The following is a 19,353-nucleotide window of genomic DNA, read 5'->3' as shown; positions in this document are numbered from 1 at the left end:
GGACAATCGATACCATGCTGACAGATCATAAAATCCCCTTAGGCGAGTACATCGCGGCCTTCGTAGACTGGCTGACCCAACACGGTGCCAGCACTTTCGATGCAATCGCGTCATCGCTTGAAACCATGATCCACGGCCTGACGTTTGCGCTGACTTGGTTCAACCCCTTCGTGCTGATCGGCCTGATCGCCCTCCTCGCGCACTTCATCCAGCGCAAATGGGGCCTGACCGCGTTCGTCGTCGCGTCGTTTCTGCTGATCCTCAATCTGGGCTACTGGGATCAAACCCTGGAGACCCTGGCACAAGTGCTGTTCGCGACCTTCGTCTGCGTCATCATCGGCGTGCCGCTGGGCATTGTTGCCGCGCACAAACCGATGTTCTACACCGTGATGCGACCGGTGCTGGATTTGATGCAAACCGTACCGACCTTTGTTTACCTGATCCCTACCCTGACGCTGTTCGGCCTGGGCGTAGTGCCCGGTCTGATTTCAACGGTGGTCTTCGCCATTGCTGCGCCGATCCGCCTGACGTATCTGGGTATCCGTGATGTACCCCATGAATTGCTCGATGCCGGTAAAGCCTTTGGCTCGTCGCGTCGTCAACTGCTGACGCGTATCGAACTGCCTTACGCCATGCCTAGCATCGCCGCCGGTATTACCCAGTGCATCATGCTGTCGTTGTCGATGGTGGTGATTGCCGCACTGGTGGGCGCCGATGGGCTGGGCAAACCCGTGGTCAACGCATTGAATACTGCTGACATCTCCCAAGGCTTCGAAGCAGGCCTGGCGATCGTATTGCTGGCAATCATGCTCGACCGTATCTGCAAACAACCCGAAGCAAAAGTGAGGGCTGACGCATGAGCATTATCAAATTCGATAACGTCGACGTTATCTTTGCCAATGATCCTCGCGAGGCACTCAAGCTGCTGGATGAAGGCTTGACCCGTGATCAGATCCTGAAGAAAACCGGCCAGATCGTCGGCGTCGAAAAAGCCACTCTGGACATTGAGAAAGGCGAAATCTGCGTATTGATGGGCCTGTCCGGTTCGGGCAAATCCAGCCTGCTGCGCTGCATCAACGGCCTCAACACCGTGAGCCGCGGCGCACTGTATGTCGAGCACGAAGGCTCGCAAATCAACATCGCCAACTGCACACCGGCAGAGCTGAAACTGATGCGCACCAAGCGTATCGCCATGGTCTTCCAGAAGTTCGCCCTGATGCCTTGGCTGACGGTGCGCGAGAACATCAGCTTTGGTCTGGAAATGCAGGGCCGACCCGAGAAAGAACGCCGCAAGCTGGTGGACGAAAAACTCGAACTGGTTGGCCTGACTCAGTGGCGCAACAAGAAGCCCGATGAACTCTCTGGCGGCATGCAGCAACGCGTTGGCCTGGCGCGTGCGCTGGCAATGGATGCCGACATTCTGTTGATGGACGAGCCGTTTTCGGCCCTTGACCCGCTGATCCGCCAAGGCTTGCAGGATGAGCTGCTGGCCCTGCAGAGCAAGCTGAATAAAACCATCGTGTTCGTCAGCCACGATCTGGACGAAGCGCTCAAGCTGGGCAGCCGGATCGCGATCATGAAAGACGGCCGCATCGTGCAGTACAGCGTGCCGGAGCAGATCGTGCTAAACCCTGCCGATGAGTACGTTCGTACCTTCGTCGCCCACACCAACCCGCTCAACGTGCTGTGCGGTCGAAGCCTCATGCGCACGCTGGATAACTGCACCCGGGTCAACGGCTCGGTGTGTCTGGACCCAAGCGTGGATTCGTGGCTCGAACTGGCCGAAGGCAACACCATCAAAGGTGCACGCCAGGGTGCCGGTCAACTCGACCTGCAAAACTGGGCACCGGGCCAACCGATGGACACCCTGGACCGCAAACCGACGCTGGTGCACTCCAACATCGGCATGCGCGACGCCCTGCAGATTCGTTATCAGACGGGTAACAAGCTGGTGCTGCAGGATGGCAACCAGGTGGTCGGGATATTGGGGGACAGTGAGTTGTATCACGCGCTATTAGGTAAAAATTTGGGGTAGCAGCCAAATACTGTAGGAGCGCGCTTGCCCGCGATGGCGGTGTGTCAAGCACCTGATCTGTCGCAGACGGAACGCAATCGCGGGCAAGCGCGCTCCTACAGAGCAACTCCATCCCAAAGACATTTCATAGCGTCACACATGTGCATTTACAAAGCGTTCCGCACGCCCATCATTTTTTATTGATTGAACGTTCAATAAAAAATCTTTAGACTGGCTGAGCCTTTTCAGGGCAGAGCGATCAGTCAGGCGAATCAGGAGATTTAGTGAATGCCCAAGGTCGGTATGCAACCCATACGCCGTCAGCAGTTGATCCAGGCCACGCTTACTGCGGTCGATCAAGTCGGTATGAGCGACGCCAGCATTGCGCTGATTGCTCGTCTGGCAGGCGTCTCGAACGGCATCATCAGCCACTACTTTCAGGACAAGAACGGCCTGATCGCAGCCACCATGCGCCACCTGATGAATGCCTTGATCGTGAACGTACGTGAACGTCGTCACGCCCTCACCGATGACAGCCCAAGGGCGCATCTGCAAGTGATCATCGAGGGCAACTTCGACGCCAGCCAGGTCAACGGCCCGGCAATGAAAACCTGGCTGGCCTTCTGGGCTACCAGCATGCATCACCCGTCATTGCACAGGTTGCAGCGGATCAACGATCACCGCCTGTATTCGAACCTGTGCTGTCAGTTCCGCCGCGTACTGGCACCGGAGCAAGCGCGTAGCGCGGCCCGCGGTCTCGCGGCACTGATCGACGGTTTATGGCTACGCGGCGCGCTGTCGGGCGATGAGTTCGACACCGATCAGGCGCTGCAGATTGCTTACGAATACATGGATTTCCAACTGGCGAAAGCGGTGAGCTGAAACGTTTCACATTTGATGAGGCGAGCACCGAACGACTGCAACACGGCGTTGCCCAATCCGACACGGCAACCTGACGTCAGTCATCGCCAGCCACTCTGAATTTGCGAGGACTTTATGGCCCGTTTCGAACAGCAAAAACTTTACATCCACGGCGGCTATGTAGACGCCACCAGCAATGCGACCTTCGACGCCATCAACCCGGCCAACGGTGAGCTTTTGGCTCAGGTCCAGCGCGCCTCGAAAGAAGACGTTGAACGCGCCGTAGTCAGCGCCGAAAAAGGCCAGAAGATCTGGGCCGAAATGACCGCCATGGAGCGCTCACGCATCCTGCGCCGTGCCGTGGATATCCTGCGCGAACGCAACGATGAGCTGGCTGCACTGGAAACCCTGGACACCGGCAAAGCCTTCTCTGAAACCAAATACGTCGACATCGTGACCGGTGCCGATGTGCTGGAATATTACGCAGGCCTGGTACCCGCCATCGAAGGCGAGCAGATTCCGCTGCGCACCTCCTCGTTCGTTTACACCCGCCGCGAGCCGTTGGGCGTGGTTGCCGGTATCGGCGCCTGGAACTACCCGATCCAGATCGCTTTGTGGAAGTCCGCTCCGGCACTGGCTGCCGGTAACGCGATGATCTTCAAACCGAGCGAAGTCACCTCGCTGACCACCTTGAAGCTGGCCGAAATCTACACCGAAGCAGGCGTGCCGGATGGCGTGTTCAACGTACTGCCAGGCACCGGCGCTGAAGTCGGCAGCTGGCTGACCGAGCACCCGCGCATCGAGAAAATCTCGTTCACCGGCGGCGTGCAAACCGGCAAGAAAGTCATGGCCAGCGCTTCGGGTTCGTCCCTGAAAGAAGTGACCATGGAACTGGGCGGCAAATCGCCGCTGATCATCTTCGACGACGCCGATCTGGATCGCGCTGCCGACGTTGCGATGATGGCCAACTTCTACAGCTCCGGCCAGGTCTGCACCAACGGCACTCGGGTCTTCGTACCCAACGCGTTGAAGAGCGCGTTTGAAGCAAAAATCCTGGAGCGCGTGAAGCGCATCCGTGTAGGCGACCCGGAAGACGAAAATACCAATTTCGGCCCGCTGGTCAGCTTCGCCCACATGGAAAACGTGCTGGGCTACATCGCTTCCGGCAAAGAGCAAGGCGCACGCTTGCTGGCCGGTGGCGAGCGACTGACTGAAGGTGAACTGGCCAAGGGCGCTTATGTCGCGCCAACGGTTTTCACTGATTGCACTGACGACATGAAAATCGTCCAGGAAGAAATCTTCGGCCCGGTGATGAGCATCCTCGGTTACGACACTGAAGAAGAAGTCATCCGCCGCGCCAACGACACTGATTTCGGTCTGGCGGCAGGCATCGTCACCAAAGACCTGAACCGCGCTCACCGCGTGATTCACCAGCTTGAAGCCGGCATTTGCTGGATCAACGCCTGGGGCGAGTCCGACGCAAAAATGCCGGTCGGCGGCTACAAGCAGTCCGGTGTAGGTCGCGAAAACGGCATCAGCTCGCTGGCGCAGTACACGCGGATCAAGTCCGTTCAGGTTGAGTTGGGCGATTACGCTTCCGTTTTCTAAGTTCGCCGATCGTGGTCTGGGCGGACGCCTTCGCGGATGAATCCGCTCCCACAGGGAAATGCAGTACATCTGTGGGAGCGAATTCATTCGCGAAGGGGGCCTTCCAGCTAGCGAACATGCATGGGGTGCAAGGGGTCGAGCGCTCAACGCTCCCCCGCTCCACAACTTTTCAAAGAGGGTGCAGTAATGTCCCAGGAATTCGATTACATCATCATCGGCGCAGGTTCGGCCGGTAACACCTTGGCAGCCCGTCTCACCGAGGACGCAGGCGTCACCGTTCTGCTGCTGGAAGCCGGCGGCCCGGACTATCGTCTGGATTTCCGTACACAAATGCCGGCTGCTCTGGCATTCCCGCTTCAGGGCCGTCGCTACAACTGGGCCTACGAAACCGATCCAGAGCCACACATGGGCGGTCGTCGTATGGAATGCGGTCGCGGCAAAGGCCTCGGCGGCTCTTCGCTGATCAACGGCATGTGCTACATCCGCGGCAACGCGATGGACTACGATGGCTGGGCGAAGAACCCGGGTCTCGAAGACTGGACCTACGCTGACTGCCTGCCGTATTTCCGCAAGGCAGAAACCCGTGACATCGGCGCCAACGACTACCATGGCGGCGACGGTCCGGTCAGTGTGACCACGCCAAAAGCCGGCAACAATCCACTGTTCCACGCCATGGTAGAAGCCGGTGTGCAAGCCGGTTACCCGCGCACCGATGACCTCAACGGCTATCAGCAGGAAGGCTTTGGTCCAATGGACCGCACCGTAACGCCTAAAGGCCGCCGCGCCAGCACCGCTCGCGGTTATCTGGATGAAGCCAAGAAGCGTTCGACCCTGACCATCGTCACTCACGCGCTGACTGATCGAATCCTGTTCGACGGCAAGAAAGCCGTGGGCGTGAGCTACCTGGTCGGCGACAGCGATGCGCGCATCGAAGCCAAAGCGCGTAAAGAAGTCTTGCTGTGCAGCGGCGCGATTGCCTCGCCGCAGATTCTGCAACGCTCCGGCGTAGGCCCGGCTGAAGTCCTGAACGCGCTGGATATCCCGGTGGTTCATGACCTGCCGGGCGTCGGTCAGAATCTTCAGGATCACCTGGAAATGTACCTGCAATATGCGTGCACTCAGCCAGTGTCGCTGTACCCATCGCTGCAGTGGTGGAACCAGCCTGCCATTGGTGCAGAGTGGATGTTCCTCGGCACCGGCATCGGTGCCAGCAACCAGTTCGAAGCGGGCGGCTTTATCCGTTCAAGCGAAGAATTCGAATGGCCGAATATTCAGTACCACTTCCTGCCGGTAGCGATTAACTACAACGGCACCAAGGGCGTTCAGGAGCATGGTTTCCAGGCTCACGTAGGCTCCATGCGTTCGCCAAGTCGCGGTCGTGTGCAGGTCAAATCGAAGAACCCGCGTGACTATCCGAGCATCCTGTTCAACTACATGGCCAGCGAGCAGGACTGGCAGGAATTCCGTGACGGCATTCGCCTGACCCGGGAAATCATGCAGCAGCCCGCGCTTGATCAATACCGTGGCCGTGAAATCAGCCCTGGCATTGAAGTGCAGTCCGATGAAGACCTCGACACGTTCATCCGTGAACACGCCGAGACGGCTTATCACCCATCCTGCTCGTGCAAAATGGGCACCGATGAAATGGCCGTGGTCGATGGTGAAGGCCGCGTGCACGGCATGCAGAGCCTGCGCGTTGTCGATGCGTCGATCATGCCGCTGATTACCACCGGCAACCTGAACGCACCAACGATCATGATCGCCGAGAAAATCGCCGACAAGATACGCGGCCGCGCTCCGCTGCCACGCAGCACTGCGGATTACTTCGTGGCGGGTGACAAGCCAGCACGTGGCAAGCCGGTGCGGGAAGTGAGCCGTACTGCGCAGTAAAATTTGAAATACGTTACTTGTGGGAGACTCCATGTCTCCCCATGAAACTCAGTGACACCGCAGCCGACCCCAACGGATAGCGTAGAACCTGTGGGAGCTGGGCTTGCCCGCGATAAGATCGCCGCGATCTGAAGTATGAACCGCGTCAGCCTTATCGCGAGCAAGCTCAGCTCCCACAACCTCTCCCTTCCCCGCACTTGATCCCGACATGGCCACAGGCCTAATCTAGCGCCATCGTTTCAGCTCTACACCGCGTCGCGCCCTTCGCGAATGAATCGCTCCCACGTTGAATTGCGATCCACCTGTGGGAGCGAATTCATTCGCGAAGACGCCAGACCAGACAACGCCCAAATCCCCCGCTTCACCCGAACAAGGATGATTCTGCATGTTCGATTTTTCCGCTCAGCTCAAGCAGCGGTTTACCGCCTTGCAGAGCCGCGCCCAGTTCTTTTCCGTGCGTTACGTCCGCCAGACCAGCCAGCACCTATGCGTGCGCAAGAACGTCGCGGAACCGCCGCATTTGAGTTCCGACGAAGGCGCGATGCTGACCGTGCGCCTCAATGGCGTCGAAGCTTACGCAGCAACCCGGGACCTTTCGCAACGGGGTCTGCAAGCCGCTCTGGAACAGGCCGAAGCCCACGCCCGCAGGCTCGCCCCTCACGCACTTCTGAACCTCAGCGATCAGCCCGTTGCAACCGCGCAGGCTGACTACTTGTCGCCACATTTGCAGGACGCCTTCCCGCCCCTGAGCGATTGCCTGCAGCTGCTGATGAGCGAATCCAGCGCCGTGCCCAAAGACGAGCGACTGGTGAACTGGCAAGTCACGCTAGGTCTGGAAAACGTCGAGCAGATTTACCTGAACAACGCAGGCGCACAGATTCGTCGGGCGCAGCGTTTTGTCTATCCGGGCATGACCGTCACCGCCTACGACGGCAGTGATAGCCAGACCCGCAGCCTGGGCCGTGACAACTTCGGCCAGCAAGGCGGCGCGGAAGTGATCGCCAACTGCGGACTGGTAGGCGCGGCCAGCAAAGTCGCCGACCAGGCTCTGCAACTGATCATGGCTCCCAACACACCTAACGGCCCTCGCGACCTGCTGTTGACGCCGGACCAGATGATCCTGCAAATCCATGAGTCCATCGGCCACCCGCTGGAGCTGGATCGCATCCTCGGTGACGAGCGCAATTACGCTGGCACCAGCTTTGTGAAGGCCAGTGACTTCGGCCATCTGCAATACGGTTCTGAATTGCTCAACGTGACCTTCGACCCGGACATCCCCGAGCAGTTGGCGAGCTACAGCCATGACGACGACGGCACGCCCGCCAGCAAGCAGTTCCTGATTCGCAAAGGTGTGCTGGAAAGACCGTTGGGCGGCGCACTGTCGCAATACCGCGCTGACTTGCCAGGCGTTGCCAACAGCCGCGCGTGCAACTGGAATCGTCCGCCGATTGATCGTATGGCCAACCTCAACATCGAGCCTGGGGATAAGTCCCTCGACCAGTTGATCGGCAACATCGAGCACGGCGTGCTGATGTCCACCAACCGCTCGTGGTCCATCGACGACGCGCGCAACAAATTCCAGTTCGGTTGTGAGTGGGGCCAGTTGATCGAGAACGGCGAGCTCAAGGGCGTGGTGAAGAACCCGAATTACCGGGCGATTTCCGCGCAGTTCTGGAAAAACCTCAGCGCCGTGGGCGACGCCAGCACCTTCAAGGTGTTGGGCACGCCCAACTGCGGCAAAGGCGAACCCAATCAAGTGGTACGCGTGGGCCATGCCTCGCCCGCCTGTGTGTTCAAGCAAGTCGATGTTTTCGGAGGGGATGCCTGATGTCGCATCAACAGCAGTTTCAGGCACTGATCGCAACGCTCAACGGCGCCATCAGCGATCAAGAACGCTTCACCCTCGTCTACAACGCCGAGGAGTCGGATTTCATCCGTTTCAATCACGCCAAGGTGCGTCAGGTCGGCCACGTGCAGCAGGCCAGCGTGACCCTAAAACTGATCGACGACGAGCGCCACGCCGACTTGCAACTGACCCTCAACGGCGACGGTCAACTGGATCGTCAGCGTTTGAGCGAGGCACTGCTGCAGTTACGGGAAACCGTGGCGCTGTTGCCGAAAGATCCGTACCTCAAACCCAACACCGAATCCTGGCAAAGCACCAATGTTCAAGACGTGCCCTTGCCGGACAGTGAGCATGTGGTCGGTCAAATTGCTGAGCTTGGTGAAGGTCTTGATCTCGTCGGGTTCTATGCCGCGGGTCCGCTGTATCGCGGTTTCGCCAGTTCATGGGGCGCGTTTGGCTGGCATGAGGCGAACAGCTTCAATTTCGACTGGAGTCTGTTTCACGAAAACGGTCAGGCGGTCAAAGCCAACTATGCGGGGCATGACTGGAGCGACGAAGGTTTCGCGCGCCGGTTCGAACTGGCTCGGGAGCAACTGGAGTTTCTCGGCAGACCTCTGAAAACCCTCGCGCCGGGTCAATACCGTGCGTATCTGGCTCCTGCGGCGATGGATGAAATCATGGGCATGCTGTGTTGGGGCGGTTTCTCCGCGCAGTCGCTGGCGAATAAAACCAGCCCGCTGCAACGGCTGTACAGCGGCGATGCTCAGTTCAGCCCGCTGGTGAGCCTCGACGAGCAGGTCAGCGGTTCATTGTCGCCTGCGTTTTCCGGCGAAGGCTATCCACGTCGGGACCTGACGTTGATTCGTGAAGGCAAAGGCGTCGATCAGTTGGTGGGCTCTGCCAGTGCGGCTGAATATGGCTTGACCGCCAACGGCGCGGAGCCCTGGGAAGCGCCGAACTCGCTGAGCATGGCGGCAGGTAGCCTGGAGCTGGAGCAGGTTCTGGAAAAGATCGGTACCGGGCTGTACATCGGCAACCTCTGGTACTTGAACTACTCCGACCAGCCTGCTGCGCGCCTGACCGGCATGACGCGCTTTGCGACGTTCTGGGTCGAAGACGGCAAGATCCAGGCCCCGGTCAGCACCATGCGTTTTGACGACAGCGCCTACAGCCTGCTGGGCAGCGCACTGGAAGATTTGACCAAAGAGCGGGAACTGATTCTGTCCACGAGTACCTATAGTGAGCGCCAGACAGCTTCCAGCCAGCTACCCGGTGCGTTAATCAGCAAGTTGACGTTGACGTTATAAAGGCCGCTGAAAAATCACTGTGAAATGAGGCTTTTGTGGGAGCAGAGCTTGCTCGCGATAAGGTCACCGTAGATATCAGTTAGATCGCGTCCAGCCTCATCGCGAGCAAGCTCTGCTCCCACAGGGGATTGTCAATCAGCCCCAGGATCGTTTCCGACAACAGAGGACCCACATGCCGACCACTACCCCGCTTCTGGATGAAAAAACCCTTCGCTGGCTGCCTTGGGTAGTCGCTATCGCGTTCTTCATGCAGAGCCTGGACGGCACGATTCTCAATACCGCGCTGCCCTCCATGGCCCGCTCGCTCGCAGAAGATCCGCTGCGCATGCAATCGGTGGTCATCGCTTACATGCTGACCATCGCCCTGTTGATTCCTGCCTCAGGCTGGATCGCTGACCGGTTTGGTATCAAGCAGATTTTCTTCAGTGCGATCCTGCTCTTCAGCTTTGGCTCGCTGCTGTGCGCCATTTCCAACTCATTGGGCATGCTGGTGGGCGCACGGATCATTCAAGGTCTGGGCGGCGCGCTGATGCTGCCCATCGGACGCTTGATCGTATTACGCGCCTACCCACGTTCCGAGCTGGTGAGGATCATGAGCTTCATCACCCTGCCCGGCCTGCTGGGCCCGCTGATGGGTCCGACCATGGGCGGCTGGATGGTTGAATACCTGAGCTGGCACTGGATCTTCCTGATCAACATTCCGGTAGGCATCCTCGGTTGCTGGGCAGTGCACCATTTCATCCCTGACCTGCCCGGCGGCGGACGTACGAAGTTTGACGGTATCGGCTTCGCGCTGTTTGGCACGTCGATGGTGTTGATCACGATTGCTCTGGAAGGCCTTGGCGAATTGCATCTGCCGCACTTGCGGGTGGTGCTGCTGTTGTTCGCAGGCTTCGGTTGTCTGGCCGCGTATTGGCTGCGCGCCGGGCACGTCGAGTCGCCACTCTTCTCGCCGTCACTGTTTCGCACTCGCACCTTCGCGGTAGGTATTCTCGGCAACCTGTTCGCCCGATTGGGCAGCGGAGCCCTGCCGTTTCTCATGCCCCTGTTGCTGCAAGTAGCGCTGGGTTATTCGCCGTCACAAGCAGGGATGAGCATGTTGCCGCTGGCCGCTGCAGCGATGTTCGCCAAGTCGGTGGCGCGCTGGCTGATCGAACGGCTTGGTTATCGAATGATCCTCACTGGCAACACGCTGATGCTGGGGATTCTGCTGTCGAGCATCGCTCTGGTGGATGCGCAAACGCCTTACTGGTTACTGCTGGTGCATCTGGGCTTGCTGGGCGCGGTCAACTCGTTGCAATTCACCGCGATGAACACCGTCACTCTTATCGATCTGGACGACGCCAGCGCCGCCAGCGGCAACAGCTTGCTGTCGGTAGTGGCGCAACTGTCCCTGAGCTTCGGCGTGGCGTGCGCGGCAGCGTTGCTGGGCGGATTTACCGAACAGGTGTCGACCGGCGAAGTGAGCAGCGTGCTGGGCGCGTTCCAGCTGACCTTCCTGACCGTAGGGGTGATGGCGATGCTGGCGGCGGGGATATTTCTGCAGTTGCCGTCCAGGGAGGCGAAACCGGCAGCGACTTGAAATACAACCCATGTGGGAGCGGTGCTTGCCCGCGATAAGGTTTAGGTGATCTACCTGCAGAATCGAGATGTCCTTATCGCGGGCAAGCACCGCTCCCACAGGGTTCATACCAACCTGAGCAACAATGCCACCCGGCGGGAGCGCGCCTGATGGCCACGTGACCTGATACACTGCGCGACATTTTGTTTTGCAGGCTCTTTACCGTGACTAACACCGCTTTCAATACTTTGCCCCTGTCCGCCCCCATGTTGGCTAACCTGGAGTCCCTTGGTTATGCCGAAATGACGCCGATTCAGGCGCAGAGCCTGCCGGTGATTCTCAAGGGTATGGACCTGATCGCTCAGGCCAAAACCGGTAGCGGCAAGACCGCTGCGTTCGGTATCGGCCTGCTCAACCCGATCAACCCGCGCTACTTCGGCTGTCAGGCACTGGTGCTGTGTCCGACCCGTGAGCTGGCTGATCAGGTCGCCAAGGAAATCCGTCGTCTGGCCCGTTCGGAAGACAACATCAAGGTCCTGACCCTGTGTGGCGGCGTGCCGTTTGGCCCGCAGATCGGCTCGCTGGAGCACGGCGCACACATCATCGTCGGTACTCCGGGTCGCATTCAGCAGCATTTGCGCAAAGGCTCACTGGTGCTGGATGGCCTGAACACGCTGATCCTCGACGAAGCGGACCGCATGCTGGACATGGGCTTCTACGACGCCATCGCCGACATCATCGAGCAGACTCCGAAGAAGCGTCAGACGCTGCTGTTCTCCGCCACTTACCCGGTGGGCATCAAGCAGCTGTCGTCCAAGTTCATGCGCGACCCGCAGACCGTCAAAGTTGAAGCGCTGCATGCTGACAGCCAGATCGAGCAGATTTTCTACGAAATCTCCCCTGAAGATCGTCTCGACGCCGTCGTGAAAGTCCTCGGTCATTTCCGTCCGCAATCCTGCGTTGCGTTCTGCTTCACCAAGCAGCAGTGCCAGGAAGTGGTCGATCACCTGACTGCCAAAGGCATTTCCGCCGTCGGCCTGCATGGCGATCTGGAACAGCGTGACCGTGATCAGGTGCTCGCGATGTTCGCCAACCGCAGTACGTCGGTACTGGTTGCGACTGACGTTGCAGCCCGTGGTCTGGACATTGATGCGCTGGACATGGTGATCAACGTCGAACTGGCGCGTGATTCGGAGATGCACATTCACCGCGTCGGCCGTACCGGTCGTGCGGGTGAAAAAGGTGTTGCGGTCAGCCTTGTCGCCCCATCGGAAAGCCAGCGCGCCCGCGCCATTGAAGAACTCCAGAAAGCGTCGTTGCGCTGGGAACAGCTCGACAGCCTGAAGAACGCTGGCGGCTCGCAACTGATCCCGACCATGAGCACGCTGTGCATCGGTTCGGGCCGTAAGGACAAACTGCGTCCGGGCGACATTCTGGGCGCACTGACGGGCGAAGCCGGTATTCCGGGTGCCCAGGTGGGCAAGATCGCGATCTTCGATTTCCAGGCGTATGTGGCTGTTGAACGCAGCGTAGCCAAGCAAGCGCTGGAGCGCTTGAACAACGGCAAGATCAAAGGCAAATCGCTGCGCGTCCGGATTTTGTAAGAACCAGCAAAAAGCTTCGCGAATAAATTCGCTCCCACAGGTGTTCCGCGATCCCCTGTGGGAGCGAATTCATTCGCGAAGGCGTCACTTCAGACACCCGAGGAAATCGCTTTGCCCGTTACTGACGTTGTGATCATTGGCGCTGGCGCCGCAGGTTTGATGTGCGCGCTGACCGCTGCTGGCCGTGGCCGCAAGGTGATGCTGATCGATCACGCCAACAAGCCTGGCAAGAAGATCCTCATGTCCGGTGGTGGGCGCTGTAATTTCACCAACATTTATACCGAGCCGAGCAACTTCCTCTCGCAGAACCCGCACTTCTGCAAATCGGCGCTGGCGCGTTACACCCAGTGGGATTTCATCGGGCTGGTGGGCAAACACGGCGTGCCGTATCACGAGAAAAAGCTCGGTCAGCTGTTCTGCGACAACAAGTCCAGCGACATTCTCGAAATGCTCCTCGACGAATGCAGGCAGGCCGGTGCCAGCCTGCACATGGACACGTCCGTGCAGCAGATCGAGAAAAGCGAAACGGGTTATAAGCTGACCACGACGCTGGGCACGATCAACTGTGAATCACTGGTCATCGCCACAGGAGGCTTGTCGATCCCGACTCTAGGCGCGACCGGTTTTGGTTATCAGGTAGGCAAGCAGTTCGGCCACACCTTGCTGCCGACGCGCGCCGGGCTGGTGCCGTTCACCATCACCGACCAGCTCAAAGAGCTGTGCACCGAGTTGTCCGGCACATCAGTGGATTGTCTCGTCAGTTGCAACGACACGAGCTTCCGCGAAAACATCCTTTTCACCCACCGTGGCCTCAGCGGCCCGGCGATTTTGCAGATTTCTTCGTTCTGGCATCCTGGCGATGCGGTGGAAATCAACCTTCTGCCTGACCACGACGTAGCGAGCTGGCTCAACGAGCAACAGACCGAACGGCCCAACAGCGAACTGAAAACCCTGCTGGGGGAAATCTTCACCAAGAAGATGGCCAACCTGATTGCCGAGCAGTGGTTTGTGTCCAAACCGATGAAGCAGTACACCCATGCCGAACTGGCCGACATCGCCACAAAGCTGGCGTCCTGGCAGGTCGTACCGGCAGGGACGGAAGGTTACCGCACCGCCGAGGTAACGCTGGGCGGGATTGATACGCGGGAAGTGTCCTCCAAGACGATGGAGTCCCTGAAGTCGCCGGGGCTGTATTTTATCGGTGAGGTGCTGGACGTCAGCGGGCATCTGGGCGGCTTCAACTTCCAGTGGGCCTGGGCCTCAGGGTATGCGGCTGCGCAGTTTGTTTAATGACTGGAGTGCGATTTAATCCTTGTGGGAGCTGAGCTTGCTCGCGATAAGGCTGGACGCAATTCACTTTAGATCGCGTCCAGCCTTATCGCGAGCAAGCTCAGCTCCCACAGTTTTTAACCTCTACATCCGGCTTCACCGAATAAATCTCGCCAACCGGATGTACAGATGCGGCCAAGGCCTGTACATATCCAGTTCAGCATTGATCAATCGTGAAACAGCTCCTTTATGGCATCGAAATCTCTTCGTCATACCTTCCGCCGTCTGTGGGCGCTGGATAAGTTCAGTTACAGCGTTCGCGTCTTCATTGCGCTGACCGGCAGCATGGCGCTGTGCTGGTATCAGAACGAAATGGGCCTGCTGATTCCGCTGTTTCTGGGGATTATCGCCTGCGCCCTGGCCGAGACCGATGACAGCTGGCAAGGCCGTCTCAACGCACTGGCGGTGACGCTGGTGTGTTTCAGCATTGCCGCCATGGCCGTTGAGCTGTTGTTCCCGTACCCGTGGATCTTTGCCATATCACTGGCGATTGCCAGTTTTGCGCTGACCATGCTCGGCGCGCTGGGCGAGCGCTATAGCGCGATTGCCTACGGCACCTTGATTCTCTCCGTTTACACCATGATTGGCGTCGATCAGCGGGGCGGCGAAGTGCTGGACTTCTGGCACGAACCGATGCTGCTGGTCGCGGGCGCAGCGTGGTACGGCTTGCTGTCGGTATTGTGGCAAATGCTGTTTTCCAACCAGCCGGTGCAACAGGCCCTGGCGCGGCTGTTTCGCGAACTGGGTCAGTACCTGAAATTGAAATCGAGTCTATTCGAGCCGATTCGTCAACTGGATGTCGAAGCACGCCGTCTGGAACTGGCCCAGCAAAACGGTCGGGTCGTCGCAGCACTGAACGCCACCAAGGAAATCATTCTGCATCGGGTGGGCAACGGTCGGCCCGGTTCGAAAGTCAGCCGCTACCTGAAGCTGTATTTCATCGCTCAGGACATCCACGAGCGCGCCAGTTCATCGCACTACCCTTACAACTCACTGGCCGATGCCTTTTTCCACAGCGACGTTCTATTCCGCTGTCAGCGCCTCCTGCGTCAGCAGGGCTCGGCCTGTCAGGCCTTGTCAGAGTCGATCCAGCTCCGTCAGCCATTCGTCTACAACGATAGCTTCGCCTATGCGATGGAAGACTTGCGCGCCTCGCTGGAGCATTTGCGCATTCAGAGCAACCCGGCATGGCGCGGCCTGCTGCGCTCGCTGCGTGCGTTGGCGAACAATCTGGAAACCCTGGACAGGCTGCTCAGCGATGCCAGCAATCCCGATGCCGTGGCCGACGCGACCGACAGCTCCCTGCTGGACCGCTCGCCGCGGACCTTCAAGGACGCCTGGACCCGGCTGCGCCTGCAAATGACCCCGACTTCGCTGTTGTTCCGCCACGCGCTGCGCCTGCCGCTGGCGCTGGTAGTCGGCTACGCAATGGTGCATTTGATTCATCCATCGCAAGGCTACTGGATCATCCTCACCACGGTATTTGTCTGCCAGCCAAGTTACGGCGCAACACGCCGCAAGCTGGGCCAGCGAATCATTGGCACCGCCATTGGCCTGACCATCGGCTGGGCGCTGTTTGATCTGGTCACCAGCCCGATCCTGCAATCGATGTGTGCGGTGCTGGCGGGCGTGGTGTTCTTCGTCAATCGCACCACGCGTTACACGCTCTCCACTGCGGCAATCACCATCATGGTGTTGTTCTGCTTCAATCAGGTCGGCGACGGCTATGGGCTGTTCCTGCCACGCCTGTTCGATACCCTGCTGGGCAGCCTGATCGCAGGGCTTGCGGTGTTCCTGTTCCTGCCGGACTGGCAAGGTCGAAGGCTGAACAAAGTGCTTGCCAATACTCTGACCTGCAACAGCATTTATCTGCGCCAGATCATGCAGCAATACGCCAAAGGCAAGAGCGACGACCTGGCTTATCGCCTGGCCCGGCGTAACGCCCACAACGCTGACGCAGCGCTGTCCACCACACTGGCCAACATGCTGATGGAACCAGGCCATTTCCGTAAGGAAGCAGACGTAGGTTTTCGTTTTCTGGTGCTCTCGCACACCTTGTTGAGCTATCTGTCAGGGCTGGGCGCGCACCGTGAAACGCAGCTACCGGCCGAAGTCCACGAGCACTTGATCAACGGCGCGGGTACGACGCTGGCGGCCAGTATCGATGAAATCGCCCAAGGCCTCGCCGAGAAGCAGCCGGTGGCGATTCACAGCGACGCTGAAGAGGCGCTGGCCACTGAACTTGAGCAAATGCCTGATGAGCTGGATGAAAGTCAGCGCCTGGTGCAGACCCAACTGGCGCTGATCTGCCGTCAACTGGGGCCGTTGCGGACCCTGGCGGCGCATTTGATCAAGGTGCCGGAGCCTGTCACTACAGACCGTGTCGCTTGAAGATTTCTGCGTAGCTGCCATCGGCTTTCATGGCGGCAATTTCCCGGTTGAAGTCAGCAACGATCCCCTGATGTTTCGGGTTCTTGTGACTGACCAGAATATGCAGGCTGTTTTCGCTCAGTGATTTAGGCAGAAACTGCAACTTGTCACGGGTGCTCTGGGGCTCGGCCGCCAGGTAATAACGCGCGACATATTCGTCTTCCACGGCCAGATCAACACGCCCCGCCACGACCATGCGCAACGCCATGGAAAAGTTGTTCACCGGCACCTTTTCCAGCAGATCGTCATTATCGAATTCGGCGGAATAGCTGTAGCCCCTGACGACTGCAATGGGCCGCTCGTACAACTGGCTCAGATCCTGAAACTGCACGCTGGAGCGGGCGCGCTTGAGGAAGCGAACGCGATTGAGCAAGTACTCCTCCGAGAAGTCACCGATGCGGGTGCGCTCTTCGCTGAACCAGGCGTTGATCAGCACGTCATACCGCCCCTCCTCGACCCCGAGCAACGCGCGCGCCCACGGCACCTGTTCGTACTCGGTGCTGTATCCGGCACGCTGCAATGCGGTGCTGACCAGATCACTTGCCAGGCCATTATTGAGTAATGAAGCGTCCGTAAAAGGCGGCCAGGCATCGGCCACCAAGCGCAATCTCTCGTCTGCGCTGGCCTGAGCCATCAACAGCAATCCCAGCAAAGCTATGGCTCGTAGCACACACGACATGCTCATCTCCCTGAGACGGGCAACGCCCGGATAATTGCAGCCAATGACCGGGAAAACCGGTGATGGCATGTAGCCTCATTGAAGCTGCATAAAGCCCTTTTCACAACTCACGTTCAGATGACATTACGTGCGGCGCTCCGCAAAACCCTCGAAGGGTTATCGGCAACCCGCACGAAACATTCACAGGCTATTCATTGCAGGGTTTCATTGGGTATCTGACCGGATGAGTTAGTATTCGCTCAACGTTTCTTCACCGAGTCAGCGACATGTCAATTAACTGGATCTGCAAACACCACACCGACCTGAGCAAGGATCAGCTTTACGCCATCCTGCAATTGCGCGCGGAGGTGTTCGTGGTTGAGCAGCAATGCGTTTATCTGGATGTCGACGGCCAGGATCTGATGGGTGATACCTGCCATTTGATGGCTTGGCAGGAAGACAGGCTGGTTGCCTATTTGCGCTTGCTCGATCCTATCCAGCAAGGTGGTGACGTAACCATTGGCCGCGTTGTGACGGCACCCTCGATACGCAGCCGTGGCATTGGTCATGAGCTGATGGAGCAGGCGCTGGAAAACGCAGAGAGAACCTGGCCCGACCAGCCGATCTATCTGTCAGCTCAGGCGCACTTGCAGGGCTATTACGCCCGTTACGGCTTCGAGCCGGTGGGCGATGTGTATCTGGAGGACGAAATTCCCCACATCGGGATGCGCCGCGATCTCGAGTAAGCCTCAGGGGTAACCTAGCACTGCCTTGATCTGTGCCAGATTGCCCGCAATCCAGTTTTTGTCGATCGCACCCCAATCACGAATCCGGTATTGCCCGGCGTGATTGCGGGCGCCGTCGAGCTGCTCGAACTCACACACGATATCCAGATCCGCCAACGCAGCAATCGTGTCCTGCGCGGTACGACGTGGCATGCCGGTCGCGTCGACCAATGCCGGGACGTTACTGGCCAGTTCGCTGTCGATCAGATACGCCACGTACAGGCGGCGATAGAAGCTGGATTTGGTTTTGCTGACGTCCATTGGGTGAAGGCCTTTTATCTTACGGTAAGGCATGGCAGGTGACTTCCCCGTGGGAGCGAATTCATTCGCGAAGGGGACATGCCTGAAAAACATTCAATGACTGACACACCGCCTTCGCGAATGAATTCGCTCCCACCAGAATGTCGCTAATCCCAAACCCGCAGATCGAACTCCAACGGGTGAAGGCCTTTTATCTTACGGTAAGCGCATGGCGGGTGACTTCCCCGTGGGAGCGAATTCATTCGCGAAGGGCGCATGCCTGAAAAACATTCAATGACTGACACACCGCCTTCGCGAATGAATTCGCTCCCACCAGAATGTCGCTAATCCCAAACCCGCAGATCGAACTCCAACGGGTGAAGGCCTTTTATCTTACGGTAAGCGCATGGCGGGTGACTTCCCCGTGGGAGCGAATTCATTCGCGAAGGGCGCATGCCTGAAAAACATTCAATGACTGACACACCGCCTTCGCGAATGAATTCGCTCCCACCAGAATGTCGCTAATCCCAAACCCGCAGATCGAACTCCAACGGGTGAAGGCCTTTTATCTTACGGTAAGGGCATGGCAGGTGAACTTCCCCGTGGGAGGGATTCATTCGCGAAGGGGCATGCCTGAAAAACATTCAATGACTGACACACCGCCTTCGCGAATGAATTCGCTCCCACCAGAATGTCGCTAATACTCAGTGCTACTGCATATCCCGCCAGGTCAGATAAACCCGCAGATCGAACTCCAACTGGTGATAGCCAGGCTGCATGTGCTCGCACAGTTTGTAGAACGCCTTGTTGTGGTCCGATTCCTTGAAGTGCGCCAACTCGTGTACGACGATCATCTTCAGGAATTCCGGAGGCGCTTCCTTGAAGAGCGAGGCGACACGGATTTCCTTCTTGGCCTTGAGCTTGCCGCCCTGCACCCGTGAAATAGTCGTGTGCAGGCCCAATGCGCGATGGGTCAGATCGAGGCGGTTATCGAACAGCACCTTGTCGATGTTCGGCGCATTGCGCAGGTATTCCTGCTTGAGCCCTAACGCGTACGCGTACAACGCCTTGTCGCTCTGCACGTCATGACGCTCAGGGTAGCGCTGCTGAAGGTAGTCGCCCAGTTTGTTCATGGCGATGAGCTGTCTGACCTGATCCTGAAGTGCTGCCGGATAGGCCTGAAGGTATTTGAGCGGAGCAGTCGCCGATGCAGTCATGAG

Annotated in this window: 15 protein-coding genes; 12 read left to right on the top strand and 3 right to left on the bottom strand. The window is 58.4% G+C overall.

Annotated elements, in window-relative coordinates; all coding sequences use genetic code 11:
- Positions 1–14: 14 nt before the first annotated feature.
- From choW to yccS, 11 genes are all read left to right on the top strand, one after another.
- Positions 15–860 (top strand): choline ABC transporter permease subunit, encoded by an 846-nt coding sequence (gene choW, locus K3169_RS03240; protein WP_027899605.1) that lies wholly within the window; start codon positions 15–17, stop codon positions 858–860.
- Positions 857–2,035 (top strand): choline ABC transporter ATP-binding protein, encoded by a 1,179-nt coding sequence (gene choV, locus K3169_RS03235; protein WP_122707429.1) that lies wholly within the window; start codon positions 857–859, stop codon positions 2,033–2,035. The genes choW and choV overlap by 4 nt, the downstream gene beginning before the upstream one ends.
- A gap of 267 nt (positions 2,036–2,302) precedes the next feature.
- On the top strand, positions 2,303–2,896 hold the full coding sequence (gene betI / locus K3169_RS03230) for a transcriptional regulator BetI (protein WP_263269930.1): 594 nt from the start codon (positions 2,303–2,305) through the stop codon (positions 2,894–2,896).
- 114 nt (positions 2,897–3,010) lie between these two features.
- The gene (gene betB, locus K3169_RS03225) at positions 3,011–4,483 is read left to right on the top strand and encodes a betaine-aldehyde dehydrogenase (RefSeq protein WP_231672083.1); all 1,473 of its coding nucleotides are present in this window, start codon (positions 3,011–3,013) and stop codon (positions 4,481–4,483) included.
- A 186-nt stretch (positions 4,484–4,669) separates the two neighbouring features.
- Entirely contained in the window at positions 4,670–6,373 is a 1,704-nt protein-coding gene (gene betA, locus K3169_RS03220) for a choline dehydrogenase (protein WP_231678024.1), read from the top strand.
- 385 nt (positions 6,374–6,758) lie between these two features.
- Complete coding sequence (locus K3169_RS03215) at positions 6,759–8,201, top strand: TldD/PmbA family protein (RefSeq protein WP_263269928.1); 1,443 nt, start codon at positions 6,759–6,761, stop codon at positions 8,199–8,201.
- Positions 8,201–9,526, top strand: coding sequence for a TldD/PmbA family protein (locus K3169_RS03210; protein ID WP_263269926.1), 1,326 nt, complete (start codon positions 8,201–8,203; stop codon positions 9,524–9,526). Before K3169_RS03215 ends, K3169_RS03210 begins: the two co-directional genes overlap by 1 nt.
- 172 nt (positions 9,527–9,698) lie before the next feature.
- Positions 9,699–11,108, top strand: a complete 1,410-nt coding sequence (mdtD, locus tag K3169_RS03205) for a multidrug transporter subunit MdtD (RefSeq protein ID WP_255877684.1) — start codon at positions 9,699–9,701, stop codon at positions 11,106–11,108.
- Between the two features lie 203 nt (positions 11,109–11,311).
- Positions 11,312–12,691 (top strand): ATP-dependent RNA helicase DbpA, encoded by a 1,380-nt coding sequence (gene dbpA / locus K3169_RS03200; protein ID WP_099268057.1) that lies wholly within the window; start codon positions 11,312–11,314, stop codon positions 12,689–12,691.
- A 111-nt stretch (positions 12,692–12,802) separates the two neighbouring features.
- On the top strand, positions 12,803–13,981 hold the full coding sequence (locus K3169_RS03195) for an NAD(P)/FAD-dependent oxidoreductase (RefSeq protein WP_263269923.1): 1,179 nt from the start codon (positions 12,803–12,805) through the stop codon (positions 13,979–13,981).
- A gap of 228 nt (positions 13,982–14,209) precedes the next feature.
- A complete protein-coding gene (gene yccS, locus K3169_RS03190) occupies positions 14,210–16,411 on the top strand; it encodes a YccS family putative transporter (RefSeq protein WP_263269921.1) in 2,202 nt (733 codons plus the stop codon).
- Here the strand turns inward: yccS and K3169_RS03185 are convergent.
- The gene (locus tag K3169_RS03185) at positions 16,392–17,129 is read right to left on the bottom strand and encodes a substrate-binding periplasmic protein (protein WP_099268089.1); all 738 of its coding nucleotides are present in this window, start codon (positions 17,127–17,129) and stop codon (positions 16,392–16,394) included. The genes yccS and K3169_RS03185 overlap by 20 nt on opposite strands.
- A 266-nt stretch (positions 17,130–17,395) precedes the next feature.
- Here K3169_RS03185 and K3169_RS03180 point away from each other — a divergent pair, with 266 nt between their 5' ends.
- Entirely contained in the window at positions 17,396–17,854 is a 459-nt protein-coding gene (locus K3169_RS03180) for a GNAT family N-acetyltransferase (RefSeq protein ID WP_263269919.1), read from the top strand.
- A 3-nt stretch (positions 17,855–17,857) separates the two neighbouring features.
- Here K3169_RS03180 and K3169_RS03175 read toward each other — a convergent pair whose 3' ends face one another.
- Entirely contained in the window at positions 17,858–18,154 is a 297-nt protein-coding gene (locus K3169_RS03175; RefSeq protein ID WP_122394878.1) for a helix-turn-helix domain-containing protein, read from the bottom strand.
- 689 nt (positions 18,155–18,843) lie between these two features.
- On the bottom strand, positions 18,844–19,350 hold the full coding sequence (locus tag K3169_RS03170) for a M48 family metallopeptidase (RefSeq protein ID WP_122707441.1): 507 nt from the start codon (positions 19,348–19,350) through the stop codon (positions 18,844–18,846).
- Positions 19,351–19,353 lie beyond the last annotated feature (3 nt).

Origin of the sequence: Pseudomonas phytophila (assembly GCF_025643095.1) — a bacterium.
Taxonomy (GTDB): Bacteria; Pseudomonadota; Gammaproteobacteria; order Pseudomonadales; family Pseudomonadaceae; genus Aquipseudomonas; species Aquipseudomonas quasicaspiana.
This window is presented reverse-complemented; position numbering and strand designations above follow the sequence as displayed.

What these genes read in the sequence shown, in the direction of transcription:
- K3169_RS03215 (WP_263269928.1), top strand. Translation starts at nt 6,759, where the DNA reads ATGTTCGATTTTTCCGCTCAGCTCAAGCAGCGGTTTACCGCCTTGCAG.
- K3169_RS03170 (WP_122707441.1), bottom strand. Translation starts at nt 19,350, where the DNA reads ATGACTGCATCGGCGACTGCTCCGCTCAAATACCTTCAGGCCTATCCG.
- betA (WP_231678024.1), top strand. Translation starts at nt 4,670, where the DNA reads ATGTCCCAGGAATTCGATTACATCATCATCGGCGCAGGTTCGGCCGGT.
- yccS (WP_263269921.1), top strand. Translation starts at nt 14,210, where the DNA reads ATGGCATCGAAATCTCTTCGTCATACCTTCCGCCGTCTGTGGGCGCTG.
- K3169_RS03210 (WP_263269926.1), top strand. Translation starts at nt 8,201, where the DNA reads ATGTCGCATCAACAGCAGTTTCAGGCACTGATCGCAACGCTCAACGGC.
- choW (WP_027899605.1), top strand. Translation starts at nt 15, where the DNA reads ATGCTGACAGATCATAAAATCCCCTTAGGCGAGTACATCGCGGCCTTC.
- choV (WP_122707429.1), top strand. Translation starts at nt 857, where the DNA reads ATGAGCATTATCAAATTCGATAACGTCGACGTTATCTTTGCCAATGAT.
- betB (WP_231672083.1), top strand. Translation starts at nt 3,011, where the DNA reads ATGGCCCGTTTCGAACAGCAAAAACTTTACATCCACGGCGGCTATGTA.
- mdtD (WP_255877684.1), top strand. Translation starts at nt 9,699, where the DNA reads ATGCCGACCACTACCCCGCTTCTGGATGAAAAAACCCTTCGCTGGCTG.
- K3169_RS03175 (WP_122394878.1), bottom strand. Translation starts at nt 18,154, where the DNA reads ATGGACGTCAGCAAAACCAAATCCAGCTTCTATCGCCGCCTGTACGTG.
- betI (WP_263269930.1), top strand. Translation starts at nt 2,303, where the DNA reads ATGCCCAAGGTCGGTATGCAACCCATACGCCGTCAGCAGTTGATCCAG.
- K3169_RS03185 (WP_099268089.1), bottom strand. Translation starts at nt 17,129, where the DNA reads ATGTCGTGTGTGCTACGAGCCATAGCTTTGCTGGGATTGCTGTTGATG.
- K3169_RS03180 (WP_263269919.1), top strand. Translation starts at nt 17,396, where the DNA reads ATGTCAATTAACTGGATCTGCAAACACCACACCGACCTGAGCAAGGAT.